Here is a 19,063-nt window from a genome sequence, read left to right as displayed (position 1 = left end):
CGATCTCGGTGGCGCCCGGAAGGGCAACCATCCGCTCCCTGCGGGGGATACCCCCACCCCCGATGCGCCGGGGGACCTCATGGTCCACAGAGCCCACGAATCCGTACGTTCGAGGCATCACCTACGGAAGGCGGAGAGGGCCATGGGGCTGCGGCGCAAGAAGCGATCCGAGGGGTCGGGGGACACGGCCGGGGGAGCGCTGCCCCCGATGCCGGGCGAGGCCCCCCGCGGCTCCGACCGGGCCGTGGAACTGCACGGCGTACGACGCAGGTACGGCCGGGGGTCCGGCGCCGTGCACGCCCTCAGCGGCATCGACCTCGCCCTGGAGCGAGGCAGCTTCACCGCCGTCATGGGGCCATCGGGCTCCGGCAAGTCCACCTTCCTGCAGTGCGCGGCCGGACTCGACCGGCCCAGCGAGGGCACGGTGCGCCTGGGCGGCACGGAGATCACCTCCATGAGCGAGAACAAGCTGACCGCGCTGCGCCGCACCCGCCTCGGCTTCGTCTTCCAGGCGTTCAACCTGCTGCCCTCGCTGACCGTCGAGCAGAACGTCGTCCTGCCGATGCGCCTCGCGGGCCACCGCCCCGACCGCCGCAGGGCCGCCGAACTCCTGGCCCGCGTCGGCCTCGGCGCCGACAAGCACAAGCGCCGCCCCGGCGAGCTCTCCGGCGGCCAGCAGCAGCGCGTCGCGATCGCCCGCGCCCTGGTCACCGACCCGGACGTGATCTTCGCGGACGAGCCCACCGGCGCCCTGGACACCACCACCGCCGCCGAGATCCTCGCCCTCCTGCGCTCGGCCGTCGACGGCATGGGCGCCACGGTCGTCATGGTCACCCACGACCCGGCCGCCGCGGCGTACGCGGACCGGGTCCTCTTCCTCGCCGACGGCGCGATCGTGGACCGCCTCGAACGGGCTTCGGCAGGTCAGATCGCGGCCCGCATGACGGCGCTCACCGCACCGGCGTACGCGACAGCGGCGGCCTAGCCCCGCGCCCCCGCCCCTTTCACGACTCCGGAGAATCCCCATGCCCAACGGCCTCGCCCGCGCCGCCGTCCGCTTCAAACCCGCCGCCTTCGTGGGCACGTTCGTCGCGCTGATGATGGCCGCGCTGATCGTGTCCGCCTGCGGCATCCTCCTGGAGACCGGAGTACGCGCGTCAGTGCCGCCCACCCGGTACGCGGGCGCCCCCGTGGTGGTCGCCGCCGACCAGCGGGCCCACTTCGTCTCGGGCAGCGGTGACAGCCGCTCCGAGTCGAACACGCCCCTGCCCGACCGGGCCCGCATCGACAACTCCCTGCTGGCGAAGGCGGGTTCGGTGCCCGGAGCGCGCACCGCCGTCCCGGACGTCACCTTCCCCGTGCAGTCCGGCGGCAAGGGCGTCACCGCGCACGGCTGGGGCTCCACGTCCTTCACCGGCGAGAAGCTGAGCGCGGGCCGCGCCCCGCAATCCGGTGAGGTCGTACTCGCCGCGCCCGGCGCGGCCGTCGGCGAACACACCACGCTCACCACGGCCGACGGCCCGCGCGACTTCCGGATCTCCGGCACCGTACGAGGCCAACAGGGCACGCCCACGGCCTGGTTCGCCGACTCCGACGCCGTACGCCTCTCCGGTCACCCGGGCCGCGTCGACGCCGTCGCCGTGCTGCCCAAGGACGGCGTCACGGACGAAGCCCTCAGGTCGCAGGTGGCGCACGCCGTCGGCGGCAAGGCAGATGTCCACACCGGCGACGACCGCAGCGAGGCCGAGGGCTCCGAGCTCGCCTACGCACAGGAGATGCTCACCGGTCTCGGCGGCTCCTTCGGCGGTATCGCCGCCATGGTCGCCATGTTCACCGCGGCGGGCACGGTGGCGCTCTCCGTCGGCCAACGGGCCCGTGAGTACGCGCTGCTGCGGGCCATCGGCACGACGCCACGCCAGATCCGCCGCACCATCGCCACCGAAGCCCTGCTCGTGGCGCCCCTCGCGGGAGCGGTCGGCGTACTGCCCGGAATCGCCCTGGCCGGCTGGTGGTTCGGCCAGCTCAAGGACAAGGGCGCGATCCCCGAGGCCCTGGACCTCTCCATCTCGTTCATCCCGCTCGTCTCGGCCGTCGGCGTCGCCGCGCTCACCGCACTGGTCTCCGGCTACATGGCGGCCCGCCGCCCCTCCCGCATCAGGCCGGGCCAGGCCCTGAGCGAGTCCTCGGTCGAACGCCTGCGCTTCGGCTGGATCCGTACGCCGCTGGGCATCGCGGCAGCCGTCGGCGGCTGCGTCCTCGCCGGGATCGCCTCCTCCCTGACGGGGGACGACGCGGCCAACGTGGCACTCGGCATCGTCATGCTGTTCATGCTCGCCGTGGCCCTGCTCGGCCCGCTGGTCGCCCGCGCCTGCGCGGCCCTGTTCGGACTCCCGCTGCGCGGCGCCGGCGCGTCCGCCTCGCTCGCCGCCGCCAACTCCCGTACGAACGCGCGCCGACTGGCCTCCGCGATCACCCCGATCGTCCTCGCCATGGCGTTCTCCTCGACCCTCGTCTTCATGCACACCAGCCAGGACCGGGTTGCGGCCGACCAGCAGAGCGCGGGCATCACGGCCGACCACATCCTCACCGCGTCGGGCGCGGGGGTGACCCCCGACGGGGTGACGCGGGCGGGCAAGGCTCCAGGCGTCACCTCGGCCGTAGGACTCCTCAAGACCTCCGTCCTGGTCCCGGTGGGCTCGGGCGGTGACCGCTGGCTGGAGTCGGCGTCAACACAGGGCATCACGGGCTCACCCCGCGACCTGGCCGAAGTCCAGAACCTGGGCGTCAGGACGGGCACGATGAACTCGCTCGGCAAGGGCGAGATCGCCGTCGACGCGAAGCTTGCGGACTCCGCGCACGTGAAGACGGGCGAGCGCATCGCCCTGCGCATGCCCGACGGCACGAAGGCGACACGGAAGGTGGTCGCCACGTACGACCGAGGGCTCGGCCTGTCCCAGGTCACGCTCCCCGCAGCGGACTTGAAGGCGCACCTGACCTCGTCCTTCTCCTCGGAGATCTGGACGAAGGGCAAGGCCCCGCAGGCCCTCACCGCCCTGGGCACCCTCCAGGACCGCGACGACTACGCCACCGCACAGTCCACCGACCGTGAGGTCAACGCCTGGGCGAACACCGTGATGGCCGCGGTGCTCGGCGGCTTCGCGGCGATCGCCGCGGTCAACACCCTGGTGATGACGGTCCTCGACCGCCGCCGCGAACTCGGCACCCTGCGCCTGATCGGCTCCACCCGGCGCCAGGTGATGCTGATGGTGCGATGGGAGGCGCTCCTGGTCGCCGGCGCGGGCATCGTGATCGGCTCGGCGATCGCGCTGGCGACGCTGAACCCCATGATGAAGGGCCTGACGGGGGAGGGGCCGTACATCCCGCCGCTGCTGTACGGGTCGTTCGTGGCCGCGACCCTGGCCCTGGGCCTGGCGGCGACGGCGCTTCCGGCGAGGGCGGCGCTGAAGCGCTTCAGCGCGTCCGGCGTTTGAGGACGAACTCGGCGGAGCCGGTGATGGCGGCACCCAAGGCCCCCGCGCCAGCGCGGGTTTCCGGGAAGGGGCGGGGTTGGGGAAGATCTCCCCATGAACCCCGGCCCCCTCCTGACCCTCCCCGAGGTAGAGGCAATCGCCCGCCAGGCCCACGCCACCCAGAAGGACAAGGCGGGCCGCCCCTACACCGAGCATCTGCAAGCCGTGGCGGACGGAGTCCGAGCCCGAGGCGGCTCGCCCGAACAGATCGCCGCGGCCTGGCTCCACGACGCCATCGAGGACAACGCCCTCACCGAGGAATGGCTGCGGGACGCGTCCCTGACGCGACGTACGAAGGGCATCGTGCGAGCCCTCACCAAGAGGGCGGGCGAACCCCCCGAGGCCTACGCCGCCCGCATCCTCGAAACCCCCGGCGCCCGCCTGGTCAAGGAGGCGGACCTGGCCCACAACGCAGATCCGGCCCGTCTAGCAGAGCTAGACGGGCCGACGCGCACCCGCCTCACGGCGAAGTACGCCCACATGCGCGCCCTGTTGGGCACCCAGCAGCAGGGCTAGGAAGAAGCCTTGGCCCGCTCCCGGGCCAGGGCGGCGGCATCCCGCTTGAACGCCCACTCCATCTTCGGCTCCATGGCGAAGCGGAACATCCGCTGCACCGGAGGCGTACAGAGAAGCGTCACCACCGCCGCGGCCACCAGCGACACGATCACCTGACCGACGGGCGTGTGCATCCACTCGTAGTTCTCGAACCAGCCCCAGAAGCGAGAGCCCTTGGCGAGGAAGCCGTGCAGCAGGTAGCCGTACAGCGTGCCGGCGCCGAGCACCGTGAACCACATCTTCCGGCGCGGGACCCACGCGAAGAAGCACGCGGTCAGGATGGCGGAGCAGCCGAAGAGCGCCAGCGTCATCACGACACCGGCCCACCACGGGGCGCCCAACTCCTGCGCGCTGTCCCGGCGGTAGAACCAGGCCGACGTCATCCGCGGCCCTGCCCAGTACGCGAGGAGCAGTGCGCTCGCGAAGATCGGGACGGAGAGCAGCCGCACCTCGCGGCGCCGCACCAGCTGGAAGTGCTCGGGCTTCATGAACAGGCCGAGCACGAAGAAGGGCAGGAACTGCAGCACGCGCTGCAGATCGAGGTCGTCACCGATGTCGGGCGAGATCGTCGCGAGGACGGCGATGGCGAGCGCGAGCGGAATCGGCCAGCGGACCAGCTTCCACAGCGGGGTCGTCAGCCGCCAGACGAAGAGCGCGACCAGGAACCAGGTGAGGTACCAGGGGTCGAGCAGGCTGATCGGCTGCGTCGGATCGTCGTCCGCGTAGCGCTTGAAGAAGGTGTACGCGACCTCGAAGATGACGTACGGCACGGCGACGCCGGTCACCAGGCGCTTGAGCCGGTCGGACCGCATGTCGAAGCTGCGTGAGAAATAGCCGGAGATGAGGATGAACGCCGGCATGTGGAAGGTGTAGACGGTCATGTACAGCGCCTCGGCGGCGCGGCTGCCGTCCGTCAGCGGCTCCCAGGCGTGCGCCATCGCGACCAGGACGATCGCCAGGTACTTGGCGTTGTCGAAGAACGCGTCGCGCTGCTTGGTGGGTTGACCCGTGGATGCGGGTCTGCCCGTGGAACCGGGGTGGCCCGTGGAGCCGGAGAGGCCCGGAGAACCGGGTCGAGCGGTGGTGCCGGCCGGGGCGTGGGAAACGGTCGCGGCCATCGTGGACTGGGGGGCGCGGGGGCCGGGTACTCCGTCCGCGGGCACATGTGCCGGGGGGAGCGGCGCCCGGTGGCGGCCGTGCGGTTGAACCGAGTTCGTCACAGGCCCTCCCACCATGAGCTCGGTGGGACGAACCTGGACCGCACTGCGCCTGCGGGGATGGTGGCAGCGTGGAACATCTGAGGCACCCTAGCGTCGCTTGTGTGTATTCGTAAAACCCCCAACTCGGCTGTCTTCTCAATCACAGACGGACCAGGGGTATTGCGGTCCGAGTACCCAGAAATCATCGGAGTTGACATGGAGATTCACCTCCTGTCATCCCTAGTTACATCGGCTCGTATGCCCAGTACGTCACCACTCATCCCCCTTAAACGCCGCATAACGCCCGCAGGCGACTCTGGCGAAATGTCCGATTGATTGGGTCTTTGTGTGGCCCGTGGTGTGGGTCCGGCAACAATTCGAATTTCTGGCGAACGAGTTGTGTGGCGATGGAAACGATCAAGCCGAATTAGTGGCCTTGCGCGGCCCTCGAATTGCCGTGCGGAGGTGCGGTGTTCATGTGCCCCAAGGGCATCCCCGTGTGCCGGACCCGCGCCGGGCGTGTGCGGCCCTGGCCGACGATGTGTCACCGGCCGCATACAGGCGGCGTGTTGGTGGCACGATGGTCCTGGCGGGGGTGTGCGGGGTCGTACCCCCCGGGCCGGGGAGAGACCGACCTAGGGTGTGATCAGTGTGGCCATTTCGCTGTCAGTGGTGTTGCTGTTGGCGATCATCCTCATCGTGCTTATCCGCGGTGGATCGATCAAAGCGGGGCCCGCCATCGTCGCGGTGCTCTTCGGGTTCTTCCTCGCCTCAACCGGAATGGCCCCCTCCATAAATCGCTTCCTCAATGAGGTGGCCGAGACCATCAACTCGATCAGCTTCTGAGGACGGCGCCGCGCGGACTGGCTCCGGGCGGCGCCTCGCGCTGCCCGGACGCATGAGAAATGCCTCAGGCCCGGTTCCGGGGAACCGGGCCTGAGGCCACAGAGAGCGGGTGACGGGAATCGAACCCGCGTAGCTAGTTTGGAAGACTAGGGCTCTACCATTGAGCTACACCCGCACAGCTCGCGCCGCCGTACATCCTGCGATACATCGAGGACGCTGCTGGTCAGCGACCGCGGCACGGCAAGCATCGTAGCGGGTCGGACGCCCTCCGCGCACACCCCGTACGTACTCGCGATTAAGCGGGCGCCGCACTGCCTGGGTGCATGTACCCTACGTGTCGCACCGACGGGGTGTGGCGCAGCTTGGTAGCGCGTCCGCTTTGGGAGCGGAAGGCCGTGGGTTCAAATCCCGCCACCCCGACCAGCAGGATCTCCCTCACAAGATCGCATTGTGGCTCGGCTCCCGCTTGCCGTTACTATGCAAGCTGTGTGCCCGTGTGTCTCTGAGCCGGGCTCAATCCCAAGAAGTCAGCCCCAAGGAGACCGAACCGTGAAGAGCGCCGTGGAGACCCTGAACCCGACCCGGGTTCGGCTCACTGTTGAGGTGCCCTTCGAGGAGCTCAAGGAAAGCCTCGACGCGGCCTACAAGAAGATCAACCAGCAGGTCACGGTGAAGGGCTTCCGCAAGGGCAAGATCCCGGCCCGAGTCATCGACCAGCGGTTCGGCCGCGGCGCCGTCCTCGAAGAGGCCGTCAACGACGCGCTCCCGAAGTTCTACACCGAGGCCGTGAACGAGGCCGAGCTCAACGTCCTGGGCCAGCCCGAGGTGGACATCACCGAGCTGAAGGACAACGAGACCCTCAACTTCACCGCTGAGGTCGACATCCGTCCCGCGATCGAGATCCCGGACTACTCCGGCATCGAGGTCGAGGTCGACGCGGTCGAGGTCAGCGACGAGGACGTCGAGAAGGCCGTCGAGGAGCTCCGTGAGCGCTTCGCGTCCACCTCGCCGGTCGAGCGTGCCGCCGAGGACGGCGACGTCGTGACGATCGACCTGGAGGCCAAGGTCGACGGCGAGGTCCTGGAGGACGGCGTCGCGTCCGGCGTCTCCTACACGATCGGCTCCGGCGAGCTCCTCGAGGGCATCGACGACGCCGTCAAGGGCCTGGAGGCCGGTGGCGAGGCCACCTTCACCTCCGAGCTCAAGGGCGGCTCGGCCGCGGGCAAGGAGTCCGAGGTGACCGTCAAGGTCACCCAGGTCGCCGCCCGTGAGCTGCCCGCGCTCGACGACGACTTCGCGCAGCTCGCGTCGGAGTTCGACACCCTCGACGAGGTCAAGGCCGACAGCCGCAAGCGCCTCGAGAACATGAAGCAGTACGACCAGGCCACGCAGGCCCAGGAGCGCGTCCTGGAGAAGCTCCTCGAGCTGGTCGAGGTCCCCGTCCCCGAGAAGCTCCTCGCGGACGAGATCGAGACCCGCAAGCACAACCTGGTGAACCACCAGCTCGGCCAGATGGGCCTCGACCTCGCGAAGTACCTGGAGATCCAGGGCAAGACCGAGGAAGAGTTCGACGCCGAGACCAAGGAGCAGGCCGAGAAGGGCATCAAGACGCAGTTCGTCCTCGACGAGCTCGTCAACAAGGAGAAGCTGAACGTGAACCAGGAGGAGCTCACCGAGCACCTCATGCGTCGCGCGCAGTCCTCCGGCATGTCCCCCGACCAGTTCGCCCAGGCCGTCGTCGAAGGCGGCCAGGTCCCGATGCTGGTCGGCGAGGTCGCCCGCGGCAAGGCCCTCGCGGTCGTCGTGGAGGCCGCGACGGTCAAGGACACGAACGGCGAGGTCGTGGACCTCGACGACGAGGACGAGACCGCCGAGACGGTCGAGGCCTCCTCCGAGGAAGCGGCCGCCGAGCCGGCCGAGGCCGAGGAGAAGAAGACCGAGGCCTGAGCCTCGCTCTGACACACGCACGACGAGGCCCCCAGGAGTCATCCTGGGGGCCTCGTCGTGCCCCGTCAGGGGCGCGGGGAACTGCGCGCTCAGCCCCCGCAGGGCCGCAGTCGCGTCTGCCTCGTCAGTCCCATGGCGGGTGCGGCTTGTACGGGGTTGCTCGCGCAGTTCCCCGCGCCCCTGACGGGGCACCCCGGCAGCTGACGAGGCGCCCCCGCCAGAACCTGCGCTCACAGCGAACAGTCGCCTTTGCGGGATTCCCCGGACGGGGCTGAGCGTTAGGGTCCATGAATACGAGGGCAGGGGAGTCCCCGAAGCCGCCCCGGAGCGGCGAGCACGCGGGGTCCCAAGCCTCAGAAGAAGACGTGAGACGGCCCGGCGCCGTCGTAAGACGAGCAGGTGGATACGTGACGAATCTGATGCCCTCCGCCGCCGGCGACCCCTCCATCGGTGGTGGCCTCGGCGACCAGGTCTACAACCGGCTGCTCGGCGAGCGGATCATCTTCCTCGGCCAGGCCGTGGACGACGACATCGCCAACAAGATCACAGCGCAGTTGCTGCTCCTTGCCGCAGAGCCGGACAAGGACATCTTCCTTTACATCAACAGCCCTGGTGGATCCATCACGGCCGGCATGGCGATCTACGACACCATGCAGTACATCCAGAACGACGTGGTGACGATCGCGATGGGCATGGCGGCCTCGATGGGCCAGTTCCTGCTCAGCGCCGGCACCCCCGGCAAGCGTTTCGCGCTGCCGAACGCCGAGATCCTGATCCACCAGCCCTCGGCCGGACTCGCGGGCTCCGCGTCGGACATCAAGATCCACGCCGAGCGCCTCCTTCTCACGAAGAAGAAGATGGCCGATCTCACCGCGTTCCACACGGGTCAGACCGTCGAGCAGGTCACCCGCGACTCGGACCGCGACCGCTGGTTCGACCCGCAGGAGGCCAAGGAGTACGGCCTCATCGACGACATCATGCCCAACGCGGCCAGCATGCCGGGCGGCGGCGGCACCGGAGCCTGAGCCTCAACCGCTCAGCCCTTCAGAAGCCGACCGAGCCCACGCTCCTCAGGAGACCTACAGAGATGAAGAACTTCCCCGGCAGCGGCCTCTACGAGGGCGCCCAGGCCGAGTACACCGGCCCGAGCGCCGAGTCCCGCTACGTCATCCCGCGCTTCGTCGAGCGCACCTCGCAGGGCGTGCGTGAGTACGACCCGTACGCGAAGCTCTTCGAGGAGCGCGTGATCTTCCTCGGCGTGCAGATCGACGACGCGTCCGCCAACGACGTCATGGCGCAGCTCCTGTGCCTGGAGTCGATGGACCCGGACCGTGACATCTCGATCTACATCAACAGCCCCGGCGGCTCCTTCACGGCGCTCACGGCCATCTACGACACGATGCAGTTCGTGAAGCCCGACGTGCAGACGGTCTGCATGGGCCAGGCCGCGTCCGCCGCCGCCGTGCTCCTCGCGGCCGGTACGCCGGGCAAGCGCATGGCGCTCCCGAACGCTCGCGTCCTGATCCACCAGCCCTACAGCGAGACGGGCCGCGGTCAGGTCTCCGACCTGGAGATCGCCGCGAACGAGATCCTCCGGATGCGCGCGCAGCTGGAGGAGATGCTGGCCAAGCACTCCACGACGCCGATCGAGAAGATCCGCGACGACATCGAGCGCGACAAGATCCTCACTGCCGAGGACGCCCTGGCGTACGGCTTGGTCGACCAGATCATCTCCACCCGGAAGATGAACAACTCCTCGGTCGTCTGACGCAGCGCTGTAGCATCTGCCGTTCCTTGGCACGGTTCACCTCGAAGTGAACCGTGCCAAGGGGGGCCCGAACGGGGGGCCGGGCAAGGTACCGTCAGATAGAGGCACCAGGAGTCGCTGAACGTGGCGTCTCCCAGGCGAAGGGGAAGCACCTCGTGGCACGCATCGGTGACGGCGGCGATCTGCTCAAGTGCTCGTTCTGCGGGAAGAGTCAGAAGCAGGTCAAGAAGCTCATCGCAGGTCCCGGTGTGTACATCTGCGATGAGTGCATCGACCTCTGCAACGAGATCATCGAGGAAGAGCTCGCGGAGACGAGCGAGGTGCGGTGGGAGGAACTCCCCAAGCCTCGTGAGATCTACGAATTCCTCGAGGGGTATGTCGTGGGCCAGGAGCCCGCGAAGAAAGCCCTCTCGGTGGCGGTCTACAACCACTACAAGCGGGTCCAGGCCGGTGAGACCGGCGGCGCGCAGGGCCGTGACGACGCGATCGAACTCGCCAAGTCCAACATCCTGCTGCTCGGCCCGACCGGTTCCGGCAAGACGCTGCTCGCGCAGACGCTCGCGCGCATGCTGAACGTCCCGTTCGCCATCGCCGACGCGACGGCGCTCACGGAGGCGGGCTATGTCGGCGAGGACGTCGAGAACATCCTCCTGAAGCTCATCCAGGCCGCTGACTACGACGTCAAGAAGGCCGAGACGGGCATCATCTACATCGACGAGATCGACAAGGTCGCCCGCAAGAGCGAGAACCCCTCGATCACGCGCGATGTCTCGGGAGAGGGCGTCCAGCAGGCCCTGCTGAAGATCCTGGAGGGCACCACGGCCTCCGTTCCGCCGCAGGGCGGCCGCAAGCACCCGCACCAGGAGTTCATCCAGATCGACACGACGAACGTGCTCTTCATCGTGGGCGGCGCCTTCGCCGGCCTCGAGAAGATCATCGAGTCGCGGGCGGGCGCGAAGGGCATCGGCTTCGGCGCCACGATCCACTCCAAGCGCGAGCTCCAGGAGAAGGACCGGTTCGAGGACATCATGCCGGAGGACCTGGTGAAGTTCGGGATGATCCCGGAGTTCATCGGCCGCCTCCCCGTGATCACCTCGGTCCACAACCTGGACCGCGAGGCCCTGCTCCAGATCCTGGTGGAGCCGCGCAACGCGCTCGTGAAGCAGTACCAGCGCCTGTTCGAACTCGACGGCGTGGAGCTGGACTTCGAGCGCGAGGCCCTCGAGGCCATCGCCGATCAGGCGATCCTGCGCCAGACCGGCGCGCGTGGCCTGCGCGCCATCATGGAGGAAGTCCTCCAGTCCGTGATGTACGAGGTCCCGTCCCGCAAGGACGTGGCCCGCGTGGTCATCACGGCGGACGTCGTCCACTCGAACGTGAACCCGACCCTGGTGCCGCGTGACGCGCGGGGCCCGGGCGCGGGGGAGCAGAAGTCCGCGTAGTTCCCGGACCCACGTGAAGGGGGCGCCCGGCGATTCGATCGCCGGGCGCCCCCTTTCTCGTTCCCTTACCGCCTACTTGACCTCGACGCGCACGTCGTCACGCAGGTTGGTCACCAGGCTGGCGACGTCCTCCAGCTTGATGTCGCCGCCCGCGGCCGTCACCGCGACATCGGAGTAGGCCGCGTACGCGACCGTGCTGTGGTCGCCCCAGACGCACATCGGCGTCTTGAAGGTGTTCGGGACGCCCTCGTCGCCGGCGCCGGTCTCACCCATCTTGAACTCGGCCTGCTGGCACTTCATGACGCCGTTCTCGAAGCCGTCCGGGGTGAACTCCTCGGGGCTGCCGATGAGCTGGATGCTCCCGGCCTCCTCGGTGGACTTCTTCTTCATCTCGGCGAACATGGCGTCGACGACCTTCTCCGGGTCGTCGATCTCGCCGTACACGCCGGAGTAGTTGAGGGACTTCATGGCCGAGCCCTCGCCGTAGTTGTACGCGGCGAAGACGTCCTTGGGGTCGCTGACGCCCTGCTGCTCCAGCTCCTTGAGGTCGCTGGACGACATGCCGCCACCGCCGCCGGAGTCGGCCTTCTTGTACTCGCCGCCGAGGACGGACGCGGGCGTCGTCAGCTTGTACGTCTTGCCGTCGTCGGCGACGGAGCCGCCGTCCTTGCCGGCGGTGAACCACCAGACACCGGCACCGATCGCGGCGACCGCGACGACGGCGGCGACGATGATGCCGGCCTTCTTGCCGCCGCCACCCTGCGGCGGAGGCGGAACCTGCCCGTAAGGAGCCTGCGGCTGCTGCGGGTAGCCGTACCCGGGCTGCGGCGCGGGCGGCTGCTGGGGGCCACCGTAAGGCCCCTGCCGGCCATAGGGCCCGGGCTGCTGCTGCGGCTGACCGCCGTACGGGCCCGGCTGGTTGTAACTCATGTGCGGATTCCCCTCCGGCGTCAGAGCTTGACGCGAACTTCCTTGCGGAACTTGGCCGACGTCTCAGCGGCCTCGTCAAGGTCGGCGCTCTTGCCGCCCATCGCGTTCGCCACGTCCGTGGTGATCACGATGCCGAGCGTGCTCTTGTCGCCCCAGATGCAGGTGGCCATCGACATGTCGCTCGGGCCCGCGCTGCTGCCGCCCGTCGTCGACGAGCCCAGGTTGAACTTCATCTCCTGGCACTTCATCACCGCGCCGTCGAGCCCGGCGGGGGTGTACGTCTTGGGGCTGCCGACCAGGGTCATCGACTCGCCGCTGCTGTCGCTCTCCTTGGCGTTCTTCTCCGCCTCGCCGAACATCGCGTCGACGACGCTCTCGGGGTCCGCTATGTCGCCGTAGACGCCGTTGAACTGGAGGATCTTCTGCGACAGCGGGTTCTCCTTGTCCCCCGCCTGGTACTGCGCCGCGACGTCCTTGGCGTTCTTCACGCCGTGCTTCTCGGCCTGCCTGATGTCCTCGGAGGTCATGCCGCTCTCGCCGGCGCCCTCCTCGCCCTTCTTGTACTCGGTGAGGACCGTCGCCGGGGTGATCAGCTTGTGCGGCCCGTCGTCCTTGATGCCGGCCTCGTCACTTCCGCCGTCCGCCACGTTCGACGAGTCGCCGCCCTTGCCCTTGCCGTTGTCGTCGTCACCGCCCGCGAGAACGAAGTAACCGCCCACGGCCACCGCCACGACCGCGACCACGGCGGCGATGATGATGCCGGTCTTCTTGCCGCCGCCCTGCGGGGGCGGGGGCGGCGGGACCTGGCCGTAGGGAGCCTGGGGCTGCTGCCCGTACGGGCCCGGCTGCTGCGGGGCCTGCGGGGGGTAGCCGTAGCCGGGCTGCGGGGCCGGCGGCTGCTGGCCGTAGGGGCCGGGCTGTTGGCCGTAGGGGCCGGGCTGCTGGGGCTGCTGGCCGCCGTACGGGCCGGGCTGGTTGTAGCTCATGCGTGGGTTCCCCCGTGAGTGTTCTTATGTGATGCCGACATCCTGACGGAAGCAGCCCCGGCCGAAGTGACCGGGGCTGCTGTGCGCGAAGAGGCGCCGTCAGGGCGTCACGACTTGACGCGTACTTCCTTGCGGAGCTTGGACGTGGTGTCCGCGGCGTCTTCGAGCGAGGCGCTCTTGCCGGTCATGGCGCTCGCCATGTCGACGGGGATCACGACACCGAGGGTGCTGTTGTCGCCCCAGATGCAGACCGGCATGCGGATCTCCTTGGGGCCGGCGCCGCCGCTCTTGACCTTGGTCTCCTGGCACTTGACCACGGCGCCGTCCGCGTCGTAGCTCTTCGGGCTGCCGACCAGCTCGCCCGTGTCGGTGCTCTCGTTCACCGACTCCTTCTTCATCTTGGCGAACATCCCGTCGACCACCTTGGACGGGTTGTCGATCTCGCCGTAGACGCCCATGAACTTGATCATCTTCTGGGCCAGCGGGTTGCTCTTGTCGCCCGACTGGTACTCGGCGTCCACAGGGGTGCCGTTCTTGACGCCGTCCTTCTCGGCTTCCTTCATGTCCTCGTCGTCGAAGCCGTCGCTGCTCCCGGCCTGCTTCTTGTACTCGGAGAGCACCGTCTCGGGCGTGACCAGCTTGTGCGCCCCGTCGTCCGCCACGGCCGAGTTGCCCGCCGACGAGCTGTCGTCCTTGCCCGCCGTGAACCACCAGATGCCGCCGCCGATCGCGACGAGCGCGACGACCGCGCCGATGATGATCCCGGTCTTCTTGCCGCTGCCGCCACCCGCGGGCGGGGGCGGCGGGACCTGCCCGTACGGGCCGCCCTGCTGGTTGTGGTCGTACGGGCCCGGCTGCTGCGGCTGGCTGTAGCCGCCCTGCTGCGGGGGGACTCCCTGCGGGGCCTGCTGGGGGTAGCCGTAGCCGGGCTGGGGAGCCTGCGGCTGCTGGCCGTAGGGCCCAGGCTGGCCCGGCTGCTGCCCGTAAGGACCGGGCTGCTGGGGCTGCTGCCCGCCGTACGGGCCAGGCTGGTTGTAGCTCATCGCGTGGGTTCCCCTCCGAACGCTTATGTGATGCCGACATCCTGACCGAAGGCGAAGCCCCATGGGGCGCACGGCCGCAACCGTTACTCAAGAATCCGGTTTCGGGACGGGACTGTGACACCTCTAAACTGGCCCGGTGACCGAGAACACTCAGCAGCAGACTCCAGCGCCCACCACCGAACTGCCGACCCAGTACGCGCCGGCCGAGGTAGAGGGGACGCTGTACGAGCGCTGGGTGGAACGCGGCTACTTCTCCGCCGACGCGGCGAGCGAGAAGCCCCCGTACACCGTCGTCATCCCGCCGCCGAACGTCACCGGCTCCCTGCACCTCGGGCATGCCTTCGAGCACACGCTCATCGACGCCCTCACCCGCCGCAAGCGCATGCAGGGCTTCGAGACGCTGTGGCAGCCGGGCATGGACCATGCCGGCATCGCCACGCAGAACGTCGTGGAGCGCGAGCTCGCCAAGGAGGGCAAGTCCCGCCACGACCTGGGGCGCGAGGAGTTCATCGAGCGCGTCTGGAAGTGGAAGGGCGAGTCCGGCGGCCAGATCTCCGGGCAGATGCGCCGCCTCGGCGACGGCGTCGACTGGGACCGTGAGCGGTTCACGATGGACGAGGGCCTGTCCCAGTCCGTCCAGACCATCTTCAAGAAGCTCTACGACGACGAGCTGATCTACCGCGCCGAGCGCATCATCAACTGGTGCCCGCGCTGCCTGACCGCGATCTCCGACATCGAGGTCGAGTACCAGGACGACGACGGCGAGCTCGTCTCCCTGAAGTACGGCGACGGGGACGAGACCCTCGTCGTCGCCACCACCCGCGCCGAGACGATGCTCGGTGACACCGCCATCGCCGTCCACCCGGACGACGAGCGCTACAAGCACCTCGTCGGCAAGCTGATCAAGCTGCCGCTGACCGACCGCTCGATCCCGGTCGTCGCGGACGAGCACGTCGACCCCGAGTTCGGCACGGGCTGCGTCAAGGTGACCCCGGCCCACGACCCGAACGACTTCGAGATCGGCCAGCGCCACGACCTGCCGAACATCGCGGTCATGGACGAGCACGCCGTGATCACCGTGCCCGGTCCCTTCCAGGGGCTCGACCGGCTCGAGGCCCGTAGCGCCATCGTCGGCGCGCTGCGCGCCGAGGGCCGCATCGTCGCCGAGAAGCGCCCGTACACGCACTCGGTCGGTCACTGCTCGCGCTGCAAGACCACCATCGAGCCGCGCCTGTCGATGCAGTGGTGGGTCAAGGTCGGCCCGCTCGCCAAGGCCGCGGGTGACGCGGTCCGTGACGGCCAGGTCAAGATCCACCCGCAGGAGATGGAGAAGCGCTACTTCGACTGGGTCGACAACCTCCACGACTGGTGCATCTCGCGCCAGCTGTGGTGGGGCCACCGCATCCCGGTCTGGTACGGGCCCAACGGTGAGGTCGTCTGTGTCGGGCCCGACGACGAGGCGCCCACCGGTGAAGGCTGGACGCAGGACTCGGACGTCCTGGACACCTGGTTCTCGTCCGGCCTGTGGCCCTTCTCCACGCTCGGCTGGCCCGAGCAGACCGAGAGCCTGGCGAAGTTCTATCCGAACTCCGTCCTGGTCACCGGCTACGACATCCTCTTCTTCTGGGTCGCCCGGATGATGATGTTCGGCCTGTACGCGATGGACGGCACCCCGCCGTTCCACACGATCGTGCTGCACGGCATGGTCCGCGACCAGTTCGGCAAGAAGATGTCGAAGTCCTTCGGCAACGCGGTCAACCCGCTCGACTGGATGGACAAGTACGGCTCGGACGCCGTCCGCTTCACGCTGGCCCGCGGCGCCAACCCCGGCGTCGACGTGCCGATCGGCGAGGACTGGGTCCAGGGCTCGCGGAACTTCGCCAACAAGATCTGGAACGCCACGCGCTTCGCGCTGATGAACGGCGCCACGATCGAGGGCGAACTCCCGCCCGCCGAGCAGCTGTCGGCGACGGACCGCTGGATCCTGTCCCGGCTGAACGCGACGGTCGCCGAGGTCGACGCGCTCTACGACGACTACCAATTCGCCAAGCTGTCGGACGCCCTCTTCCACTTCGCGTGGGACGAGGTCTTCGACTGGTACGTCGAGCTGTCCAAGACGACCTTCATGGGCGGCGGCGACGCGGCGAAGGTCTCGGGCCGCGTCCTGGGCGAGGTCCTCGACGTGACGCTGCGCCTGCTGCACCCGATCGTCCCGTTCGTGACGGAGACGCTCTGGACGACCCTCACCGGCCGCGAGTCCCTCGTGATCGCCGAGTGGCCCTCCGACAGCGGCTTCCGTGACCGCGGCGCCGAGCAGGAGATCGAGACCCTCCAGCAGGTCATCACCGAGGTCCGCCGCTTCCGCGCCGACCAGGGGCTCCAGCCGGGCCAGAAGGTCCCGGCCCGCCTCTCCCTGGACGGCACGGCGCTGGCCCCGCACGAGGCGGCCATCCGTCAGCTCCTGCGCCTCCAGCCGGAGGGCGAGGGCTTCGCGGCCACCGCCACGCTGCCGGTCTCGGGCGCCACGGTCGCGCTCGACCTGTCCGGCACGATCGACGTCGCGGCGGAGCGCAAGCGCCTCGCCAAGGACCTCGCGGCGGCCGAGAAGGAGAAGGCGCAGGCCACGGCGAAGCTGGGCAACGAAGCGTTCCTGGCGAAGGCGCCGGACAACGTGGTCGACAAGATCCGGGGCCGCCTCACCAAGGCGGACGCCGACATCAGCCGGCTGCAGGCCCAGCTGGAGGGCCTGCCGCAGGCCTAGCCGCTCCGGCTCATGCCGTGGGGACAGGGCCCATGGAACCGACCGGTTCCATGGGCCCTGTCCCGTTCTCCTGTCCTCCCGTCTCCTGCACGGGGATGTACACCTGCTCGGGGATGCGCAGCCCCAGGCGCACAAGCTCCGCCTCGGCGAGCGCGTCGATGATGGCGGGGTCACCGCCGCGCCAGCCCTCGGCGAGGCTGCCCGCGGTGGCGTCGGGGAACTCGTTCGCTGTCCGCGCGACCTCGTCCAGGGGGCGCAGCAGGGCGCGCAGGGCGAGCAGTTCACGGCCGTCGTCGCTCGCGGCGAGTTCGTGGGCGGCCGCGGCCTGCCGGATCCAGCGCAGGCGGCGGGGGAGCCAGCTGTTGAGCACGAGACCCACGGGCACGAGGAAGACGACGACGGCGCCCACGATCACCGCGGCGCGTACGGTCACCGGGTCCCCGGCTCCGGCGATGTCCGCGGCCGCCCGCAGCACGGCGTCGACGCGATCACCGACCAGGGGCAGGCGTGAGGGGTCGCCGAGGGGTGGGGGCGGGGTTTCCGGAGCGGGGCGGGTGAGCAGACAGGCCAGCCGGTAGGCGACGACGGCGGCGCCGGTCCACAGGGCGGTCCAGAGCAGGACCGCTCCGTCGCCGAGCAGTTGGCGGGTCCGTCGGCCGGGATTCTGGGCATACCACATGGTCTGATTTGACCCCCGGTTACGGCCTTTCGGGGACCGCCACGCCGGCGTGGCGCCACGTGTCACACTTCACGAAATAAAGGTCATAAGTCTGATGATTCGGGCAGAAGGACCTTGGATGATGGAGGGCATGCACGATCAGCCCGTCGCCCAGGCGATCCGCGGGGCGGCGGCCGCGGGTCGTCGTCTGGCCGGGCGCTGGGCGCGTGCGCCCCGGGTACTGGACGCTCTCACCGCACTCAGCTGCCTCGCCCTGATGAGCCTGGACATCCCCGGCCTCGCCGAGGCGGACAACTCCCTCAACGGTCCGCTCGCCGCCCTGGTCCTCGCCTGCGGCGCCTCGTCCCTGCTGGTACGCCGGTCCGCGCCCTGGGTGACGTTCGCGGTGGCTCTCGTCTTCATCGGCTGGCTGCACGAACTGACGCTCGCGCAGTTCGCGCTGTACTCCCTTGGCAGGTACCGCGGACGTCTCGCCGGCACGTTCGGTGTGATCGGGTACGTGACTTTCGCGTACGTGATGTTCACCCTGCCCGGCTGGCCGGTGCACCGCGGGGACACCCTGGGCTCCTTCCTCGGCCTGGTCGTGCCGATCGGGGTGCTCGCGGCGGGGGTGGGGGTCGCGGCCAACCGCCAGGACCTGGTGCGTGCGTTGCAGGCGCAGCGGGCCGAGACGGACGCGTTGCACGCGGTCCAGCAGGAGCGGGCCCGTATCGCACGGGACGTGCACGACTTCGTCGGCCGCGAGCTGACGCTCCTGAGCGTGCGCTCGCAGGTGCTGGCCCGCCGTGCGGCGGGCGGGGCCTTCGAGCCCGGCTTCGAGGAACTCTCCGAGACGGCGCGGTCGGCGCACCGGATGCTGAACGAGATCATCGTGCGGCGGGGCGTGGACGGTGCTCCGACGCCGGGTCTCGACGCCCTTCCGGGACTGGCCGAGCGCAGTGAGCGCGCGGGCACGCCGGTCGATCTCCTGATCGACGGGGCCGCCTGCCGTCTTTCGCCCATTCGGCAGGCGGCCGTGCATCGGGTGGTGCAGGAGTGTCTGACGAACGCGGCGAAGCATGCGCCCGGGGGGCGGGTGGAGGTGCGGGTGCGGGTGGCGGACGGTCACCTGCACGTGAACGTCCGCAACGCCTTGCCCGGGGCCGGCCCGTCCCCGTACCCGTCCCCGTCCCCGGTCTCCGCGGGGACCGGTACCGCGGGCATGTCCGAACGGGTGCATGCGATGGGCGGCAGTTTCTCGGCGGGGCCGCGGGGCGGGGTCTACGAGGTTCTGGCGACGCTGCCTGCGGGGGACTTGGCCTGAGGAGCCCGCGGCGGGGTGAATGTGGGGTCGAAGGCACCCGGCAGCGAACAGCGATTGCCCGCAGTCGGCCTACG

At 69.4% G+C, this 19,063-nt stretch carries 15 protein-coding genes and 2 tRNA genes; 11 read left to right on the top strand and 6 right to left on the bottom strand.

The window, feature by feature from the left end; all coding sequences use genetic code 11:
* Nucleotides 1-208: 208 nt before the first annotated feature.
* The 3 genes from ACWD02_RS02645 to ACWD02_RS02635 all read left to right on the top strand — a co-directional run bounded on the left by ACWD02_RS02645 (nt 209) and on the right by ACWD02_RS02635 (nt 4,046).
* Complete coding sequence (locus tag ACWD02_RS02645; RefSeq protein ID WP_451204370.1) at nt 209-985, top strand: ABC transporter ATP-binding protein; 777 nt, start codon at nt 209-211, stop codon at nt 983-985.
* Nucleotides 986-1,025: 40 nt separating this feature from the next.
* Nucleotides 1,026-3,491, top strand: coding sequence for an FtsX-like permease family protein (locus ACWD02_RS02640; protein WP_451203671.1), 2,466 nt, complete (start codon nt 1,026-1,028; stop codon nt 3,489-3,491).
* Between the two features lie 93 nt (nt 3,492-3,584).
* The gene (locus tag ACWD02_RS02635; RefSeq protein ID WP_451203669.1) at nt 3,585-4,046 is read left to right on the top strand and encodes an HD domain-containing protein; all 462 of its coding nucleotides are present in this window, start codon (nt 3,585-3,587) and stop codon (nt 4,044-4,046) included.
* Here ACWD02_RS02635 and ACWD02_RS02630 read toward each other — a convergent pair.
* A complete protein-coding gene (locus ACWD02_RS02630) occupies nt 4,043-5,305 on the bottom strand; it encodes an acyltransferase family protein (protein WP_451203667.1) in 1,263 nt (420 codons plus the stop codon). The two genes, ACWD02_RS02635 and ACWD02_RS02630, sit on opposite strands and share 4 nt — an antisense overlap.
* Before the next feature lie 630 nt (nt 5,306-5,935).
* Between ACWD02_RS02630 and ACWD02_RS02625 the strand changes: the two genes are divergently transcribed.
* Nucleotides 5,936-6,130 (top strand): hypothetical protein, encoded by a 195-nt coding sequence (locus ACWD02_RS02625; protein ID WP_160505028.1) that lies wholly within the window; start codon nt 5,936-5,938, stop codon nt 6,128-6,130.
* Nucleotides 6,131-6,234: 104 nt separating this feature from the next.
* On the opposite strand, the gene ACWD02_RS02620 is transcribed toward ACWD02_RS02625, so the two are convergent.
* A tRNA-Gly gene (locus tag ACWD02_RS02620) sits at nt 6,235-6,305 on the bottom strand.
* Nucleotides 6,306-6,476: 171 nt separating this feature from the next.
* On the opposite strand from ACWD02_RS02620, the gene ACWD02_RS02615 reads away from it, so the two are divergent.
* The 5 genes from ACWD02_RS02615 (at nt 6,477) to clpX (ending at nt 11,287) form a co-directional block, all read left to right on the top strand.
* Nucleotides 6,477-6,553: transfer RNA gene (locus tag ACWD02_RS02615), tRNA-Pro, on the top strand.
* A gap of 126 nt (nt 6,554-6,679) precedes the next feature.
* A complete protein-coding gene (tig, locus tag ACWD02_RS02610) occupies nt 6,680-8,077 on the top strand; it encodes a trigger factor (protein WP_451203665.1) in 1,398 nt (465 codons plus the stop codon).
* A gap of 419 nt (nt 8,078-8,496) precedes the next feature.
* A complete protein-coding gene (locus ACWD02_RS02605) occupies nt 8,497-9,102 on the top strand; it encodes an ATP-dependent Clp protease proteolytic subunit (protein WP_202122057.1) in 606 nt (201 codons plus the stop codon).
* A gap of 62 nt (nt 9,103-9,164) precedes the next feature.
* A complete protein-coding gene (locus ACWD02_RS02600) occupies nt 9,165-9,845 on the top strand; it encodes an ATP-dependent Clp protease proteolytic subunit (RefSeq protein ID WP_451203663.1) in 681 nt (226 codons plus the stop codon).
* Between the two features lie 155 nt (nt 9,846-10,000).
* Entirely contained in the window at nt 10,001-11,287 is a 1,287-nt protein-coding gene (gene clpX, locus ACWD02_RS02595) for an ATP-dependent Clp protease ATP-binding subunit ClpX (RefSeq protein ID WP_160505024.1), read from the top strand.
* 72 nt (nt 11,288-11,359) lie between these two features.
* Here clpX and ACWD02_RS02590 read toward each other — a convergent pair whose 3' ends face one another.
* From ACWD02_RS02590 to ACWD02_RS02580, 3 genes are all read right to left on the bottom strand, one after another.
* Nucleotides 11,360-12,217, bottom strand: a complete 858-nt coding sequence (locus ACWD02_RS02590) for a hypothetical protein (RefSeq protein ID WP_451203661.1) — start codon at nt 12,215-12,217, stop codon at nt 11,360-11,362.
* Nucleotides 12,218-12,237: 20 nt separating this feature from the next.
* The gene (locus tag ACWD02_RS02585) at nt 12,238-13,203 is read right to left on the bottom strand and encodes a hypothetical protein (protein WP_451203659.1); all 966 of its coding nucleotides are present in this window, start codon (nt 13,201-13,203) and stop codon (nt 12,238-12,240) included.
* Between the two features lie 107 nt (nt 13,204-13,310).
* Nucleotides 13,311-14,246, bottom strand: coding sequence for a hypothetical protein (locus ACWD02_RS02580; RefSeq protein ID WP_451203657.1), 936 nt, complete (start codon nt 14,244-14,246; stop codon nt 13,311-13,313).
* A gap of 136 nt (nt 14,247-14,382) precedes the next feature.
* Here ACWD02_RS02580 and ACWD02_RS02575 point away from each other — a divergent pair, with 136 nt between their 5' ends.
* Nucleotides 14,383-17,007: a valine--tRNA ligase gene (locus ACWD02_RS02575; RefSeq protein ID WP_451203656.1), complete on the top strand. Its 2,625-nt coding sequence runs from the start codon at nt 14,383-14,385 to the stop codon at nt 17,005-17,007.
* A 10-nt stretch (nt 17,008-17,017) separates the two neighbouring features.
* On the opposite strand, the gene ACWD02_RS02570 is transcribed toward ACWD02_RS02575, so the two are convergent.
* Nucleotides 17,018-17,686 (bottom strand): hypothetical protein, encoded by a 669-nt coding sequence (locus ACWD02_RS02570; RefSeq protein WP_451203654.1) that lies wholly within the window; start codon nt 17,684-17,686, stop codon nt 17,018-17,020.
* Nucleotides 17,687-17,816: 130 nt separating this feature from the next.
* Here ACWD02_RS02570 and ACWD02_RS02565 point away from each other — a divergent pair, with 130 nt between their 5' ends.
* The gene (locus ACWD02_RS02565; RefSeq protein WP_451203652.1) at nt 17,817-18,989 is read left to right on the top strand and encodes a sensor histidine kinase; all 1,173 of its coding nucleotides are present in this window, start codon (nt 17,817-17,819) and stop codon (nt 18,987-18,989) included.
* Nucleotides 18,990-19,063 lie beyond the last annotated feature (74 nt).

The organism is Streptomyces sp. NPDC002853 (assembly GCF_053591915.1).
The sequence above is the reverse complement of the archived record's forward strand: the minus strand, read 5'-3'. Positions and strand labels throughout refer to the sequence as shown.